At 41.3% G+C, this 15883-nt stretch carries 16 protein-coding genes; 10 read left to right on the forward strand and 6 right to left on the reverse strand.

Annotated elements, in window-relative coordinates; translation table 11 throughout:
- Nucleotides 1-22: 22 nt before the first annotated feature.
- The 5 genes from JQC92_RS03330 to hemG all read left to right on the forward strand — a co-directional run bounded on the left by JQC92_RS03330 (nucleotide 23) and on the right by hemG (nucleotide 5627).
- Entirely contained in the window at nucleotides 23-1339 is a 1317-nt protein-coding gene (locus JQC92_RS03330; RefSeq protein ID WP_204998319.1) for a hypothetical protein, read from the forward strand.
- A gap of 86 nt (nucleotides 1340-1425) precedes the next feature.
- Nucleotides 1426-2742: a Xaa-Pro dipeptidase gene (pepQ, locus tag JQC92_RS03335; RefSeq protein ID WP_204998320.1), complete on the forward strand. Its 1317-nt coding sequence runs from the start codon at nucleotides 1426-1428 to the stop codon at nucleotides 2740-2742.
- A 5-nt stretch (nucleotides 2743-2747) separates the two neighbouring features.
- Nucleotides 2748-3365, forward strand: coding sequence for a YigZ family protein (locus JQC92_RS03340; protein WP_204998321.1), 618 nt, complete (start codon nucleotides 2748-2750; stop codon nucleotides 3363-3365).
- A 257-nt stretch (nucleotides 3366-3622) separates the two neighbouring features.
- Nucleotides 3623-5080, forward strand: coding sequence for a TrkH family potassium uptake protein (locus JQC92_RS03345; protein WP_204998322.1), 1458 nt, complete (start codon nucleotides 3623-3625; stop codon nucleotides 5078-5080).
- Between the two features lie 22 nt (nucleotides 5081-5102).
- Nucleotides 5103-5627, forward strand: a complete 525-nt coding sequence (gene hemG / locus JQC92_RS03350) for a menaquinone-dependent protoporphyrinogen IX dehydrogenase (RefSeq protein ID WP_204998323.1) — start codon at nucleotides 5103-5105, stop codon at nucleotides 5625-5627.
- Here the strand turns inward: hemG and JQC92_RS03355 are convergent.
- Nucleotides 5617-7020: a M14-type cytosolic carboxypeptidase gene (locus JQC92_RS03355; protein WP_204998324.1), complete on the reverse strand. Its 1404-nt coding sequence runs from the start codon at nucleotides 7018-7020 to the stop codon at nucleotides 5617-5619. The two genes, hemG and JQC92_RS03355, sit on opposite strands and share 11 nt — an antisense overlap.
- Before the next feature lie 326 nt (nucleotides 7021-7346).
- Between JQC92_RS03355 and sctR the strand changes: the two genes are divergently transcribed.
- From sctR to JQC92_RS03375, 4 genes are read left to right on the forward strand one after another with little or no spacing between them, the layout of a single operon-like run.
- Complete coding sequence (gene sctR / locus JQC92_RS03360) at nucleotides 7347-7997, forward strand: type III secretion system export apparatus subunit SctR (RefSeq protein ID WP_204998325.1); 651 nt, start codon at nucleotides 7347-7349, stop codon at nucleotides 7995-7997.
- On the forward strand, nucleotides 7994-8263 hold the full coding sequence (gene sctS, locus JQC92_RS03365) for a type III secretion system export apparatus subunit SctS (protein WP_204998326.1): 270 nt from the start codon (nucleotides 7994-7996) through the stop codon (nucleotides 8261-8263). The genes sctR and sctS overlap by 4 nt, the downstream gene beginning before the upstream one ends.
- Nucleotides 8264-8265: 2 nt before the next feature.
- Nucleotides 8266-9072 carry a type III secretion system export apparatus subunit SctT gene (gene sctT, locus JQC92_RS03370; RefSeq protein WP_239480317.1) on the forward strand — a complete coding sequence of 269 codons (807 nt, stop codon included), beginning with the start codon at nucleotides 8266-8268 and terminating at the stop codon, nucleotides 9070-9072.
- Between the two features lie 11 nt (nucleotides 9073-9083).
- Nucleotides 9084-10286, forward strand: a complete 1203-nt coding sequence (locus tag JQC92_RS03375) for an EscU/YscU/HrcU family type III secretion system export apparatus switch protein (RefSeq protein WP_204998327.1) — start codon at nucleotides 9084-9086, stop codon at nucleotides 10284-10286.
- On the opposite strand, the gene glpE is transcribed toward JQC92_RS03375, so the two are convergent.
- The 4 genes from glpE to JQC92_RS03395 form a co-directional block, all read right to left on the reverse strand.
- A complete protein-coding gene (glpE, locus tag JQC92_RS03380; protein ID WP_204998328.1) occupies nucleotides 10276-10584 on the reverse strand; it encodes a thiosulfate sulfurtransferase GlpE in 309 nt (102 codons plus the stop codon). The genes JQC92_RS03375 and glpE overlap by 11 nt on opposite strands.
- A 58-nt stretch (nucleotides 10585-10642) precedes the next feature.
- On the reverse strand, nucleotides 10643-11668 hold the full coding sequence (gene tdh / locus JQC92_RS03385; RefSeq protein WP_204998329.1) for an L-threonine 3-dehydrogenase: 1026 nt from the start codon (nucleotides 11666-11668) through the stop codon (nucleotides 10643-10645).
- 50 nt (nucleotides 11669-11718) lie between these two features.
- Entirely contained in the window at nucleotides 11719-12915 is a 1197-nt protein-coding gene (locus JQC92_RS03390; RefSeq protein ID WP_204998330.1) for a glycine C-acetyltransferase, read from the reverse strand.
- Nucleotides 12916-13123: 208 nt separating this feature from the next.
- Nucleotides 13124-13777, reverse strand: a complete 654-nt coding sequence (locus JQC92_RS03395) for a TetR/AcrR family transcriptional regulator (RefSeq protein WP_204998331.1) — start codon at nucleotides 13775-13777, stop codon at nucleotides 13124-13126.
- A gap of 140 nt (nucleotides 13778-13917) precedes the next feature.
- Here JQC92_RS03395 and waaA point away from each other — a divergent pair, with 140 nt between their 5' ends.
- Nucleotides 13918-15186, forward strand: a complete 1269-nt coding sequence (gene waaA, locus JQC92_RS03400; protein ID WP_204998332.1) for a lipid IV(A) 3-deoxy-D-manno-octulosonic acid transferase — start codon at nucleotides 13918-13920, stop codon at nucleotides 15184-15186.
- Here the strand turns inward: waaA and JQC92_RS03405 are convergent.
- Nucleotides 15168-15881 (reverse strand): 3-deoxy-D-manno-octulosonic acid kinase, encoded by a 714-nt coding sequence (locus JQC92_RS03405; RefSeq protein ID WP_204998333.1) that lies wholly within the window; start codon nucleotides 15879-15881, stop codon nucleotides 15168-15170. The two genes, waaA and JQC92_RS03405, sit on opposite strands and share 19 nt — an antisense overlap.
- Nucleotides 15882-15883: the final 2 nt, after the last annotated feature.

Consider the following 15883-nt stretch of genomic DNA (forward strand, 5'->3'; position numbering starts at 1 on the left):
GTACAGTTTATTCGGAGGCATTATGTCGCAGGTGATGCAAATAGGGCAGAGTTGGCTAAGTTCATTGTCCGCCTCTCAAGTAAGAAAACTTGCCGATACAGAAAGTGCAGAAAAAGCTACAGGGCTTTTAGATCGCCTGCTCGATACGGTATTCAGAACAGATAGAGTTCGCGCTAAAACAGCGATGTGGACATTAGTTCATTCAGCCAGAGGAGAACAAGTAGACCATGAATCTCTTGTGCAATCATTCCAGTATTTGAAACAAAATGCTGGTGCAGAATACAAAGCGTGGTTACAAACAGATTTTAATCCTGAAACCAATGAATTTCAGCTTTCGTTCAAACCTCAAGATCCTGATATTAGAAGTTTATTATTTGGAAGTGTAGGGTTTGAAGAGGTCACTGCTTCTTATACTCCTTCTCAATTATCACAGGCTATTGAATGGTTGGATAGAAACGTAAAGCCGGAATTGCAGAACGATAGGGAAGTCCGTCAAGCGCTTGCCAATCAGTATATTGATGTCCTTATAGAGGGAACGCCGCAACAGGTTGATAATCAGAATAAAGTACGAAGTTTTGATAAAGTAATGCAAAGCTTAACTCCGGAAGCTGCAAAAGAGTGTCAGGTTACAGTTGAAGGTAATCGCTTTGCGACTTTTTCAATTGATGCAATAAGCCTAGAGTGGAAACTACCACTGAATGACGATGATCAACAAAAGTGTGAGCAAATAATTAAGTCTGAAAGAGAAGGAGCCCAGGCTCAGATTCAAGAGGAAGGTAAAACTACTGGTATTACAGACTTTAAAAACCTAGATGGTAAACAGCCAACAAAGCGCTATGAAGATATTTTAAAAAGAGATTGTGCAGCACTTAATTATCATTGTTATTCTCAGGGGCAGTCAAGAGAAGTAACATGTAAAGATAACGTGCCACAAGATGTGAAAGTAGAGTATTTTACAAAACAATTGGCTAGCGGAGAACAATATAAAACAGAGATGTTGGCATATTTTGCTGGTCAAACTTTGATTACGAGAAAGGCCGACTGGGACATGGGGCTAAATGTGCATAGTTATATGGGAGGAATTGGAACTGAATCAAATTCAACCCAAAACACTAATGTAACTAAATTGCCAACTGGTGATCTATTGGTTCAAGTTCGCATAGAAGCTAATGGTGATAACAATGGACCAAAGCTAATCGGGATATCGTCTGAAATGCAATATTGTAAGAAGTATTGTTTTTGTGCATCTTTACTTATACAGAGCAACAAAGTGGTATGTCTGGATATTGATATCGAAAAAACACCACTTCCTCTTCCGGCGACGTCCCTGAGAGGGTAAGTTTTTGGTGACAACTCAGTGAGCTATACTCGCTGAGAGGCTGTTTGTGATAATATCCTTCCAACATCCACTTATTAATAGAAAAAATGAGCCTTGCTAATCACTATTCAAATCATATTCAAGTTCTGAATCAAAGAATTACCACTATTTGCGAACGTGAAAACTTATCAGGGCTTATCATTCATTCTGGCAAGCCACATCGCCAGTTTTTAGACGATATGGACTACCCATTCAAGGTAAATCCACACTTTAAAGCTTGGTTACCATTAATCGACAACCCAAATTGTTGGGTTGTGGCAAATGGCACTGATAAGCCTGTGCTCATATATTACCGGCCTGTTGATTTTTGGCATAAAGTTGAAGACTTACCTCAAACGTTCTGGACAGAGCATTTTGATATCAAGTTTCTAACTCAAGCGGATAAAGTTGCCGAATTATTGCCAAACAACGTAGCACATTGGGCATACATCGGTGAGCACCTTGACGTAGCTCAAGTATTGGGGATGGAGCAGCGTAATCCGGACAGTGTATTACAGTATTTACATTTTCATCGTTCATTCAAAACCGATTATGAGCTTGCTTGTTTACGAGAAGCGAATCGCATTGCGGTGATCGGTCATTGTGCGGCGAGAGATACTTTTTTAGCAAAAGGCAGCGAAATTGATATTCAACGGGCTTATTTAAAGGCTGTTGGCCAAAATGAAAATCAAATTCCATATAACACGATTATTGCGCTCAATGAGAATGCTGCCATATTGCATTACATGGTTTTAGACTCTGAAAAACCAGACCAATACCGCTCATTCTTGATCGATGCGGGTGCGAGTTGTGGGGGCTATGCTTCAGATATTACCCGTACTTATAGTGCAGAGCAGAATCGATTCAATGATCTAATTCAAGCGGTGGATAAGCTACAGATCGAGATCATTGCGATGATGAAACCGGGTGTCAGTTACGTTGATTTACACATAGAAACGCATAATAAGATCGCACAAATCTTAATTGAGTTCGGGTTGGCGACTGGTAGCGTTGAAAGCTTAGTTGAGCAAGGCATTACAGGTGTGTTCTTCCCGCATGGATTAGGGCATATGCTTGGTTTACAAGTGCATGATGTTGCAGGCTTTAGCCATGATGAAAAAGGCACTCATATTGCGTCACCTGCCTCACATCCATTTTTACGCTGCACCCGAACTTTATCTGAGCGCCAAGTACTGACCATTGAACCTGGGTTATACATCATTGATTCATTGCTAGATGGCCTTAAGCAAGATAAGAGAAACCAACAAATCAATTGGGATACGGTCGCAGAGTATCGCCCATTTGGTGGTATCCGTATCGAAGATAATGTGATCATTACTGCTGATGGCAGTGAAAATATCACGCGTGACTTCGGGTTAAATTAATTGACATGAATGGCGACAGTTTCGATGTAATTGCTGAGACTTTTACGATTGAAGAAGAAATAAAAAAGAGCCGTTTTATTACGGTTCTTTTTCCTTGTTCATCAGAAAAAGATTTGAAGTTAGCACTTACAAACTTAAAGGTGGAGTATCCTGATGCTCGGCATTATTGCTGGGCCTATGTAGCAGCAGAACCAGGAAACTTATTCAAATGTGGCTCAACCGATGATGGTGAGCCATCCGGCAGTGCAGGACGACCAATGCTATCGGTGTTGCATGGTTCAAGCCTTGGTGAAATTGGTGTGGTGGTTATTCGTTATTTTGGTGGCACTAAGCTAGGTGTCGGCGGTTTGGTTCGTGCTTATACTGCAGGAATAAAGCGCGCATTACCGCAACTGAGTATCAGAATAAAACAACTGAGAGATAGCACCAGTTTGGTATGTGATTATCAGCAACTTCCTGATTTAGAATATTTACTGTCCAAATATGATTGCTTAATTGAAAATAAAACCTTTGCTGCACAAGTCGAACTGTCGATTGCCGTGCCTATCTCGAAAAAGGCTGAATTGATCCAATCGATTTCAACCTTAACTCAAGGTCAACTTCTACTCCAATTTGTGAAATAATTGATATCAATGCTCAATAGAAAGATCATCATTAAGGACTACAAACCTTATAAGTTGTGTCTAAAAGCTTTTATCGTTGCGCAGTGAGATTTTGTATTATGCCCAATAGTCCTTTAATCTTATCTCTTGCTTTAAAACTTTTATTTTCCGCTGAATGATAACTCTCTAGCGAGTGTTGATATAATGAACGGCTTTAAGTTTTTGTTACATCAGTAACAAAATGAAAACCTCACTCAAAGGAATGCAAACCAGCGCTTATGCAATATCGAACAATTATAAGAATAACAGGCCTGTTGATGGGGTTGTTTTCGATGACCATGTTGCCGCCAGCTCTTGTTGCTGTGATCTATAAAGACGGTGAAGGTATTGCGTTTATACAAGCATTTATCGTGAGTTTACTTCTTGGTTTCACTCTTTGGTATCCCAACCGAGACAAAAAAGCAGAATTAAGAACCCGAGAAGGCTTCTTAATCGTGGTGTTATTTTGGACCGTACTGGGCTCTATTGGTGCACTGCCGTTTATCTTTGCAGATACCCCAAATTTAAGCTGGACTGATAGCTTTTTTGAATCATTTTCAGCACTGACCACGACAGGGGCAACGGTCATAACCGGTCTTGACCATTTACCCAAAGCGATTTTATTTTATCGGCATTTATTACAATGGCTTGGTGGTATGGGGATCATTGTGCTTGCGGTCGCCATTCTTCCCGTACTCGGGATCGGTGGCATGCAGTTATATCGGGCAGAAATTCCAGGTCCGGTAAAAGACAGTAAGATGACCCCCAGAATTGCAGAGACAGCCAAAGTGTTGTGGTTTATCTATTTATTCTTAACGCTGTCATGTGCAGGTGCGTTTTGGATGGCGGGTATGACGGTATTTGATGCCATTTGTCATTCTTTTTCTACCATTGCTATTGGCGGGTTTTCAACTCATGACGCTAGCATGGGCTATTTTGATAATCCTGCGATTAATATGATTACCGTGATATTTTTGCTGATATCAGCAATTAACTTTAGTCTTCATTTTGCGGCATTTTCTAATCGAGGTTTTAATTTAAAAGTCTATGTCAGAGACGCTGAATTTAAGGTGTTGTTAGCTGTACAGGTTATCCTAACGGCTATCTGTTTTATCATCCTCTATCACTCAGGGATTTATGGCTCTGCAGAAGACACCTTAGATCATTCTTTATTTCAAGCGGTATCCATTTCTACGACAGCGGGATTTGCTACTGAAAGCTTCCATAGCTGGCCTTTGTTTTTACCTATGCTGTTGTTGTTTTCGAGCTTTATTGGTGGTTGCGGAGGTTCAACCGCTGGTGGAATTAAAGTCATTCGAGTGATTTTATTGGTATTACAAGGTTCTCGTGAGATGAAGCGTCTTGTACATCCACGAGCGATTTTTACCATTAAAATGGGTGATTCAGTATTACCCAATCGGGTCATTGATGCGGTCTGGGGCTTCTTCTCTGCGTATGCGCTGGTATTTTTGATTGCCATGTTATCGTTACTGGCTTTAGGGTTAGACGATATTACGGCGTTCAGTGCAACTGCAGCGTGTTTGAATAATTTAGGCCCTGCTCTCGGTGAAGCGGCGGCGAATTACGCTACACTCGGTGACGGTGCGAAATGGGTGTTGCTGATCACCATGTTATTTGGACGATTAGAAGTATTTACTTTATTAGTACTGTTCACACCAACATTTTGGAAGAATTAGAGCGCTTGTATTAGGAGTCAGCATGCAAAAGATCGTCATTATTTATTCTACCGTTGATGGCCAGACTAAGACTATATGTGAGCGTATGCGCACAGCGATGTCTGTTGAGGCAGAAGTTAAGTTGGTCGAGCTGGATAACGTTGACAGTAAGCTTCTCGAGCAAGCCGATAAGGTATTGGTTGGTGCAAGCATTCGTTATGGTAAACATCGCCCAGAACTGTTGGCATTCGCTGAACAATATCAGCCAGTGTTAGATGAAAAACAAAATGGTTTTTTTACGGTTAATGTTGTGGCCAGAAAACCTGAAAAAAATACTCCAGAAACGAACCCTTACATGAAAAAGTTTCTGTTGTTATCGCCTTGGCAACCTAAAGTGAAAGGTGTGTTTGCCGGGAAGATTAACTACCCACAATACGGTTTTTTCGATAAGACCATGATTCGTTTTATTATGTGGTTAACGAAAGGTCCAACGGACACCAGTGGTTGTTTCGAATTTACCGACTGGGATCACGTTGAACGTTTTGCTCGAGAATTTGCTAATTCTTAGTTTGCTCTTCTGTTGGTCTGTTAAGCTCAAGCTGTGAGCGTAAGGCTGGCTCTTTGAGTAGTGCATTGGCCTCAAATGTTGCACTCGACTGATTATATTCAATGAGACTTTTCATTAGTGCTACGCCCAAGTTTCTTAGTCTGTCTGGTGTGACATAACCTTGTTGGTATCCTGCTTTTTCATAGGTCGTTTCCATGGTAACGGCCATCACTTTGTCACCAAAATTAGCCCACCACCAAGATTCGGGATAGGTATTCGTCACAAAGCTGCGACCACCTTGATCTGGCGTGGCTTCGATTAACGGCTGACCTTGTTCATTTTTATAGTTATTCCGCACGCCATTGATAAAGCGAATGGTGTTATTCCATAACTGAGCTTCATTGGTATTGTAACCTAAAGATTCCCGACCAAAATGAGGGAAGAAAAACGCTTGTCTATCTGCATCGCTTTGAGTGGAATGAAGATTCAATGCCATGATAAAAGGGGAGTCAGATTTGCTTAACTTGAACATCTCACGACTGAGGATTTGGTTCTCGAGTGGAGAATCTTGAGATAACACGGCTGAATTAGAGCTACTTCTTACCCAAGCATTTTCTAAATTTTGGCTTAGGCTATTAGTTCGATAATTACCGTCGTAAACCCCATCTGGGTTATGAATGGGGACGATATTAAAAATGAAATGAGATAAAGCGTAATCCGCATCTTCAGTATTATCGCTTAATAACCAATTAATCAGGCCTTCCACGACAAATGAACTTCCAGTCTCTGCCGGATGGCTTCTTGTTTGTATCCAAATTCGCTTTTTTCCGCTGTTCACATTGGGATCCGTAATGGTGATCATATCAATTGGTAAATGGTGTACAGAGGATTCACCTAAGGTTTCACGTTTGATATAGCCTTGGTCAAATTTATCCTGATGTTCAGATTTTAGGTTTTGATAGTAATCATTAAAATCTTGTTGAGTGTAAGGATAAAAGCGGGCTATGTAGACCTGGTTTTTATCATATTTTGCATCAACTGAAATACGTTGCCGCTGTTGACCGTTGCCTATGTCTTCGGTTGACGACGTTACTTGGTTTTCATCAAATCGCTGCCACTGTTTTTTATCGTAGGAATAGACTGGTGTATATGAGTTCGTCCATCCCGGCGTTTCAGCTGAAAAAATATCATCGATGGTCAGTGAGAAACGTCGATGTTGTTTGACGTTATTCAGTTTTACGTACCACCAATTCCTCCATAGTGGAAATGAGTCCAGAGTGACGTTGTGATTGTCATTATCAAGCTGAATATTGGCTTGTTTACTGGAGGTTTTGGCCACTTCCGGTTTACCAAGATTTCCTGAAGCAAAGTTATCTGACATGGTCGTGTTTTTATCAGTATGACAAGCTGACATCAAAAGGCAACTGAGTAAGCTCAGTGTCAATGGGCGTAATAGGGGCATAGCACTGTTCATGGTTATTTTTATCAAACACACCATAAATTGAAAGCTCAAAGTGTCGAGTAATAATCACTGTGATGTCAGGTAAGATTCAGCCGAAACATGATAATTCATTCAATGGCTGAATATCTGATCTCGGTCTATTCTTGATAAGAGGTTTAGAATAATGCGTTGCTGCGAAGTTTACCCCTGTGATTTCAAGGAGTTCAGGTGATCACCTGATTGAGACATATGAAAGCTTAGCGCTACCCTGAAGATTGATAACAAAACAGGAAGTTCCAATGAACTTACTTGACCATCCCGTTCATTTGATTATTGTGTTATTTGCACTCTCATTATTGCCATTGTTTGCAATAATGGGCACATCGTTTTTAAAAATATCAATTGTGCTGTCAATGCTTCGTACGGCGCTTGGGGTGCAACAAATCCCCCCCAATATGGCTATTTACGGGCTTTCGATGATATTGTCGATGTTTATCATGGCGCCGATAGGTCAAGAGATCTATAGCAGTGTTCAGAAGAATCCCATCTCACTCGATTCACCGACGATTTTACAACAACTCGATAAGCAAGCTGGGGATCCGTACCGCGTGTTTTTAAAGAAGCACAGCCATATTACTCAGCTGAATTATTTCGCAAAAATTGGTCATAAATTATGGCCAGATCAATATCATGAAAACCTCAATGAGGACTCTCTGATTGTACTCATACCAGCCTTTACCATGAGTCAACTTATTGAGGCATTTAAAATTGGATTACTTTTGTATTTGCCGTTTGTAGCCATTGATATCATTGTGTCTAACATCCTTTTGGCAATGGGGATGATGATGGTGTCACCAATGACGATTGCTCTGCCGTTTAAGATTTTGATCTTTATTATGATGGGCGGCTGGCAAAAACTCATTGCTCAATTAATGTTGTCGTACACATGAACCAAAGTGACTTAATACATCTTACGTCCGAGCTATTGTGGATCACGCTATTATTGTCGATGCCAACCGTATTAGTGGCGTCCATACTCGGCATTTTAGTAAGTTTGGTCCAAGCGTTAACTCAGATTCAAGACCAAACCTTACAGTTCCTCATAAAGTTAGTGGGAGTAAGTGTTGTTATGGCCATGACCTATGATTGGATGGGGATTGCTATGCTCAATTATGCTAATGAAACCTTCAATTTAATAAGCCGAGTTGGAGGCTAAATTTGGACACGGTTTTATATAAGGCGCTTGTTGAATATATGCCGGTTTTATCGCTCGCCATGATGCGTCCATTAGGGCTGATGTTGCTATTGCCGATATTTAAAAGCGGTTCACTCAACGTGTCTTTAGTTCGCAATGGTTTCATTATCTTATTTGCAATCCCTACTGTTCCAAGCTTAATGCATATGGAGTCTTATTTACTTGAAGCTTCATATTTAGAGCTTACAGCACTTTATATACGCGAGTTTGTAATAGGTCTAACGCTTGGCTTTTGTGCGGCAGTCCCCTTTTGGGCGATTGATATGTCAGGGTTCTTGATTGATACAATGCGTGGCTCATCACTTTCAAGCGTATTGAATCCACTTTTCGGTTTTGAATCTTCGGTTTATGGAGTGCTATTTGCGCAAGTATTGAGTGTACTATTTTTAGCCACAGGAGGAATGAATTTTTTATTAACGGCAATGTATGAATCTTACGTATCTTTGCCGCCAGGAGCGGGGCTTGATCTTGTTAATAATAAGCTGTTAATTGACTTTATCAACCAAGAGTGGCGACTGATGAACGCACTCTTTATGGGCTTCGCTATGCCTGGCATGGTGATCATGCTGCTGACAGATACGGCTTTTGGTTTGGTAAACCGTTCAGCGCAACAACTTAATGTGTTCTTTCTTTCAATGCCTGTAAAAAGTGTACTCGTCATTTTGGTTATGATTTACAGCATAAACTTTGCATTTCATGATTATCTCGAGAGGACCAGTAATGCCGAAAGTCATTTCAAAGTACTTTTCCACTTAATGGGAGGGAAATAAGGTGAAGTGCGATGGCTGAAGGTGGCGGAGAAAAGACAGAAAAACCCACGGAGAAAAAACTCCGTGAAGCCAGAAATAAAGGACAAGTTGTTAGAAGTGATGAAATTGTCACCGGCTTAGAAATGGCTGCCATCCTTGCTTTTTTTCTGGCTCAAGGCCATGATTTCATGCAATCCAATATTGAGCTGATAGATTTAACCATTCGAGTCTCAAGTCTAGATTGGCGCAATGCCTCTCAGATCATTCACGAAGCATTCATTGATTTGTTTTTGAAGTACATTGGTGGCTTAGGCTTATTGCTGATTTTTGTCATTGTTATAGGAAATGTGTTGCAAACGGGTCCGATGTGGGCGACAGAAGCTGTGCAGCCAAAGTTCGACAAGCTCAATGTGGTTAACAATCTGAAACAACTGTTTTCAATGAAGAGTGTGTTTGAGCTAGCTAAAAACATTCTTAAAGTGTTTGTGCTTAGTCTGGTGTTTTATTACATTCTCGCCAAGTATGCTAATTCATTTCAGTACTTACCCATTTGTGATGAACAATGTGGCTTGAAAGTGATGATGACGCTGATTCTGTGGTTATGGGGGTGTTTTGTCGGTTGTTATCTTGTGTTCGGTGCGATTGATTATGCGTATCAGCGTCACTCAACGATGGAAGAGTTGAAGATGACAAAACAAGAAACTAAACAAGAGGCCAAGGACACCGAAGGTAACCCTGAAATCAAACAAAAGCGTCGTGAAACCGCACGCGAAGTTGCTTCAGGTAGTTTGGCGAGTAATGTAAAAAAATCGAGTGCAGTGGTTCGAAACCCCAACCATATTGCCGTTTGTTTATTTTATGATGCTCAAGACTCACCGATCCCTAAAGTATTAGAAAAAGCCAAAGATCATATGGCGTTACACATTGTGTCGATTGCAGAAAAAAATCAAATTCCAGTTGTCGAAAATGTCCCTTTGGCTCGAACTTTATATGCTGAAGTGGACAGTGGAGATTTTATTCCTGAAGAGCTATTTGAACCCGTCGCTGAATTGTTACGTTTTGTTATGGAGTTGGATTACGACGAAGATGAATTAGAAGATGAGGACGACGAAGATGAAGATGAACAAGATGGCGAAGATTCGGACGAGGATGTTATAGAAGGGGAATTTGAAGAAAAAAAAGAACTGGAAGATCCTGATAATGATGAAGATCTTCCCGATGATGTTACTGAGTAGAGCTCTGCGACCACGCTTCAAACCCACCGTCTAAGCTGTAAACGTCTTCAAAGCCTTGGCTTATTAAATACTCTGCCGCTGAAACAGAGCTGATCCCATGATAACAAACCACAACCGTTGTTGCATCTAGATCAGCTTCACGCATAAAGTCAGCAATATTTTCATTGGTAAGGTGTTGAGAAGCTTCAATATGGTTGGCTGCGTAGCTTTGTGGATCGCGAATATCGACCACCTGAACCTTATCCTTGCCCGTAAGCGCTTTCAGTTGTTCGACATTGATATGTTTTACTTGTGACATCTGTTATTCCTTTAATGAGTAGAAATGACCTTACAGGCCATTTCTACACTAGTAGAGGTTAATCCCAATTTAAGATCACTTTACCTGATTGACCTGAGCGCATGACATTAAACCCTTCTTGGAAGTCATCAACAGAGTAGCTATGAGTAATAATTGGAGAAATATCCAAGCCAGACTGAATTAAACTGGCCATTTTGTACCAAGTTTCAAACATTTCACGACCATAAATGCCTTTAATGGTTAGCCCTTTAAAGATCACTTTGCTCCAGTCAACGCCCATATCTTCTGGTGGAATACCTAACATAGCAATTTTTCCGCCGTGATTCATTGAATCAAGCATGGCGCTGAATGCTGAAGGTACGCCTGACATTTCTAGGCCAACATCGAATCCTTCTGTCATACCTAATTCTTGCATGACATCATTAAGGTTTTCATTGGCGACATTTACAGTGCGTGTTGCACCCATTTTACGAGCTAAGTCCAAACGGTACTCATTAACATCGGTGATGACAACATGACGGGCACCGACATGTTTACAAACTGCTGCAGCCATAATACCGATAGGACCCGCACCAGTAATCAGCACATCTTCACCAACGAGATCGAATGATAATGCAGTATGAACGGCATTGCCAAACGGATCAAAAATGGAGGCTAATTCATCGCTCACATCATCAGGGATCTTAAAGGCATTGAAAGCAGGAATGACTAAGTACTCAGCAAATGAGCCTTCGCGGTTTACACCGACACCAGACGTATTGCGACATAAGTGGGTGCGGCCACCGCGACAATTTCGGCAATGACCACACACTAAGTGTCCTTCGCCAGAAACGCGGTCGCCAATCTCAAAGCCTTTTACACCTTCACCGACACCAACAACTTCACCCAAATACTCATGACCAACAACCATTGGTACAGGGATTGTCGCTTGTGACCAATCATCCCAGTTGTATATGTGAATATCCGTGCCACAGATGGCGGTTTTTTTGATTTTTATTAGTAGGTCGTTATAGCCCATTTCTGGTGTTGGAGCATCAACCATCCAAATGCCGACTTCAGGTTTTAATTTACTTAGCGCTTTCATTTAAAACACAATCCTAAAATGGCCCAGAAAATCTGGGCTGAACAATAATATTAAGCAATGATGCCCATTTCTTTTGCGATACGAGTAAAGGCCTCAATGGCTTTATCAAGTTGCGCACGAGTATGTGCGGCAGACATTTGCGTACGGATACGGGCTTGCCCTTTAGGGACGACAGGGAACGAGAAACCAATGACATAGATATGCTCGGCAAGTAAGCGGTCAGCATAATCACTTGCAACCTTTGCATCACCAATCATCACAGGTACGATAGCATGGTCAGCCCCGGCAAGAGTGAAGCCTGCAGCTGTCATTTGCTCACGGAAATAAGCGGCGTTAGCTTTAACTTGTTCGCGTAAATCGGCGCCTTGTTTTAGCATCTCTAAAACAGTAATTGAGGCACTTACAATGGCTGGAGCCAATGAATTTGAGAACAGGTATGGGCGAGAACGTTGACGTAACCAATCAATGACTTCTTTTTTACCTGAAGTGAAACCACCAGAGGCGCCGCCTAATGCCTTACCTAACGTACCGGTGATGATGTCTACTCTGTCCATGACGTCACAATGTTCATGGGTACCACGACCATCTTTCCCTACAAAACCTACGGCATGAGAATCATCAACCATCACAAGGGCACCGTATTTATCGGCTAAATCACACACACCTTGTAAATTAGCAATCACACCATCCATAGAAAAGACGCCATCTGTAGCAATTAAGATATTACGAGCGCCAGCTTCTTTTGCAGCTTGCAGCTGTTTGTCAAGATCTGCAATGTCGTTATTGGCATAGCGGAAACGTTTGGCTTTACACAGTCTCACGCCATCAATGATAGAAGCGTGGTTTAGCGCGTCGGATACGATGGCATCGTTAGCGTCTAATATCGTCTCAAAAAGACCTGCGTTGGCATCAAAGCAAGAAGAGTAAAGAATGGTGTCTTCCATACCTAAGAATTCACTAATAGAAGCTTCAAGCTCTTTATGAATTCCTTGAGTACCACAAATAAATCTCACTGAAGCCATACCAAAACCATGAGCGTCCAAGCCATCTTGGGCTGCTTTAACCAGTTCAGGATGATTGGCTAGGCCTAGGTAATTGTTCGCACAGAAGTTAATGACTTCTTCGTTGTTTACTTGAATCGCAGTTTGCTGTGGCGAAACAATCACTCGCTCACTTTTATATAAACCCTCAGCTTTGATGTCTGTTAACTGCTGATTCATTTGCTCATAAAACGATGGTGAGGCCACAGAGTCTCTCCTTTACTAATAATAAAGTGGGTAGGCTTAACTCAGAAAATACTGACCATTAAGCTTGTTATTTGGAGTGCTTGGGATTCTAACTCTTTATTTCATGTTGATAAAAGCCCTTGGAAGGAAAATATGTGGGCTTTTTTGACGAGTTATCTCAATCCACTGCATTAGTTTTACTAATGCAGTGTGGTAAACATAAGACGTATTAAGCTACTACGTCAGCTTGAGTCATTAATTGATTGTAGTGCGTTTCAAGGCGAGAGAACGTATCTATTGAGTCAGCCATTGCATAAGCTTTAGTGATCATAATCACTCGAAGCACACCTTCATATAAGCATGCTTTTGTGATAGTAGTTTTACTGGATTGGGCAAGCTTGTAGCTGATCCATGATGCTAATACCAACTTCATGGTATCGGCTAATTGAGGTACTTCATCCTCGGTGAGGGTGATGACATTGTCATTGTTCATTTGCTCAATGATACGAGTTGCTCGCATTTGTACCATTTGCTGAATATGCAAATAATCGGCTTTAAGTTTCTCATCTTGTCCCAGAATGTCTGTAAGATTGGCGTAAAAGAAACGAAACTTCCAGAGTACGTAGAACATGGCATCAAAATAAGTTACCAGCATTTCAACATCAAGCTTTTGCTCTTGATAAGGTTGAAAGCTTGATTCTAAATGTGCTTCATATTGTTTAAAGATACTTTGAATGATGTCTTGTTTATTGCGGAAATGGTAATAAAGATTGCCCGGACTGATCCCTAAATGTGCCGCAATATGGTTAGTCGTGATCGTTCTCTCACCGTGCTCATTAAACAGCTCGATACTAGCTTGAATTATTTTGTCACGAGTTTTCATGTAGTTTTCCAATGATTGATACTTGTTGAAATTAAAATCACTAACGGTAATTTATAGGGCTGCTCGTTTACGCTATTTTTTCGGGTATGGTAGCATTGCTTACATTATTGACGCAAAACTCTAAAATAAGGCACTTTTTCATGAACCGCTTTTGGTATTCGGCGATGTTATACCTTGCCTTCCCTTTGATAATTTTGTATCTGACCATTCGAGCGGTTAAGAGTCCTGATTATCGTGTACGTTGGAAAGAACGATTCGGGTTTGCGCCTTTGAAAACCACAGATGTACTCGTTCATACCGCATCTATGGGTGAGACCATAGCAGCATTACCACTTATTCGTAAAATTCTAGCGTCAGCACCCGATATTAAAGTGACCATCACTACAACCAGCCCAACTGGGTCAGCTCAAGTGATAAAAGCCTTTGGTGACAAGGTTCAGCACGTCTATTTACCGGTAGATATCTCTTACTGTATTAAGCGTTTTTTGCGGCAGTTACAGCCCAAAAAAGTGGTTATTCTAGAGACCGAACTTTGGCCTAATTTATTGCATTTTGCCAAACAGTATGGTGCGAAAACATTCATCAGTAACGCTCGGTTATCAGAAAAGTCTGCAGTCAATTATCAAAAGTGGCCAAAGCTGACGAAAAGTATCTTAACCAGCATCGATATTATTGCGGTACAAACCGAAGTAGAACAACGGCGTTTTATTGAGTTAGGTTTTGATGCCTCAAACATTCATGTTTCAGGAAGTTTGAAGTTTGATGTAACGGTGAATGAAGAATTAATTGAACGTGGGCAGAAACTGAGGACTGAATGGCAAAAACAAAGTGCCCCCGTGTGGATTGCTAGCAGTGTTCACCCTGGTGAGTTTGCTCAAATTTTAGCGGCTCATCAACAATTATTAGTGCATCATCCCGACGCATTGTTAATTATGGTGCCAAGACACCCTGAAAAGTTCGAGTTAGCGGCTGAAAAAACACAATCGTCGGGTTTAGTGATGAGCCGCAGAAGTGCAGGTGATCATGTTGACGCAAACACTCAAGTTCTACTCGGAGATACCATGGGTGAAATGATGTTGTTTTATGCGACCGCCGATCAAGCCTATATCGGTGGCTCGATGATCGAGCATGGTGGCCAAAATCCACTTGAAGCCGCAGCCGTTGGCTTAGCACTGGTTATGGGGGAATCACGTTATAATTTCACTGATATCTGCCAGTTATTAACCGATTCAGGTGCTATGGTTGAGTGTTCAGACGGCAAAACATTATCAACGCATCTTAATGACGGGTTTACTGATCCTCAATTACTTAAACAGCGTCAAAATCAAGCTCAATCTGTAGTACTGGCCAATAAAGGTGCCGTAGAAAAACAATTCACATTGTTTCGTACTTATTTGAGAGCCGATTGATAGCCGGATAATAAATCCTGCCAGTTGTTGTCGTTAAAGTACAAACTGGCAAGCTTACCTTTTTCTTTATCAAATGAGCGGCGCAATCGAGCCATATTCGCTTGTTGCCAAGAAGGCTTTGGCTTTCTGAGTTCACCGCGATCAAAATCAATGAGATAGAACTTGTTTTCGGATAACAGAATATTTTTAATGTTCAAGTCTGCGTGGAATACACCGTGATTGTGAAAGCGAGCGATTTCTTTACCTAATTGATGCCATAAACTTTGAGGCAGAGGCGAGTTAGATAAGACGGCGTGTAAATCTTTCGAATCCTCGATGAGTTCTATCAGAATATCACCACGATACCAAAGGGCAATGCGCTCAATTTTTGCTGCTATGGGCCTAGGGACGGGTAACCCGAGTTGATGCATCTCTTCAAGCAAGCGGAACTCAGCAATTGGACGAGTTTGATGGACACCAGGGAAGCAATATAAATCATCACTGAACTTCGCCATTAAACCACCGCGCCAATAATGACGTAAAACCCAAGGTTTGGTGTCATGGGAGACAAACCAAGTCGTGCGTCTGCCCGTTGATGTACCAACAATAGCATTATTCTCTTGCCAGAAATTAGCGTCGAAATGGCTGGCCGTGAGCGAGTGATGCTTAGGGTTTGAATAAGCTAGAGTGATATTTTTATTAGTTGAAAGCAGCATTA

The organism is Parashewanella hymeniacidonis (genome assembly GCF_016900895.1).
GTDB lineage: Bacteria > Pseudomonadota > Gammaproteobacteria > Enterobacterales > Shewanellaceae > Parashewanella > Parashewanella hymeniacidonis.

What these genes read in the sequence shown, in the direction of transcription:
- sctS (WP_204998326.1), top strand. Translation starts at nt 7,994, where the DNA reads ATGAACCAAAGTGACTTAATACATCTTACGTCCGAGCTATTGTGGATC.
- JQC92_RS03340 (WP_204998321.1), top strand. Translation starts at nt 2,748, where the DNA reads ATGAATGGCGACAGTTTCGATGTAATTGCTGAGACTTTTACGATTGAA.
- JQC92_RS03395 (WP_204998331.1), bottom strand. Translation starts at nt 13,777, where the DNA reads ATGAAAACTCGTGACAAAATAATTCAAGCTAGTATCGAGCTGTTTAAT.
- waaA (WP_204998332.1), top strand. Translation starts at nt 13,918, where the DNA reads ATGAACCGCTTTTGGTATTCGGCGATGTTATACCTTGCCTTCCCTTTG.
- JQC92_RS03330 (WP_204998319.1), top strand. Translation starts at nt 23, where the DNA reads ATGTCGCAGGTGATGCAAATAGGGCAGAGTTGGCTAAGTTCATTGTCC.
- JQC92_RS03375 (WP_204998327.1), top strand. Translation starts at nt 9,084, where the DNA reads ATGGCTGAAGGTGGCGGAGAAAAGACAGAAAAACCCACGGAGAAAAAA.
- hemG (WP_204998323.1), top strand. Translation starts at nt 5,103, where the DNA reads ATGCAAAAGATCGTCATTATTTATTCTACCGTTGATGGCCAGACTAAG.
- JQC92_RS03355 (WP_204998324.1), bottom strand. Translation starts at nt 7,020, where the DNA reads ATGTCAGCTTGTCATACTGATAAAAACACGACCATGTCAGATAACTTT.
- glpE (WP_204998328.1), bottom strand. Translation starts at nt 10,584, where the DNA reads ATGTCACAAGTAAAACATATCAATGTCGAACAACTGAAAGCGCTTACG.
- JQC92_RS03345 (WP_204998322.1), top strand. Translation starts at nt 3,623, where the DNA reads ATGCAATATCGAACAATTATAAGAATAACAGGCCTGTTGATGGGGTTG.
- sctR (WP_204998325.1), top strand. Translation starts at nt 7,347, where the DNA reads ATGAACTTACTTGACCATCCCGTTCATTTGATTATTGTGTTATTTGCA.
- pepQ (WP_204998320.1), top strand. Translation starts at nt 1,426, where the DNA reads ATGAGCCTTGCTAATCACTATTCAAATCATATTCAAGTTCTGAATCAA.
- JQC92_RS03405 (WP_204998333.1), bottom strand. Translation starts at nt 15,881, where the DNA reads ATGCTGCTTTCAACTAATAAAAATATCACTCTAGCTTATTCAAACCCT.
- tdh (WP_204998329.1), bottom strand. Translation starts at nt 11,668, where the DNA reads ATGAAAGCGCTAAGTAAATTAAAACCTGAAGTCGGCATTTGGATGGTT.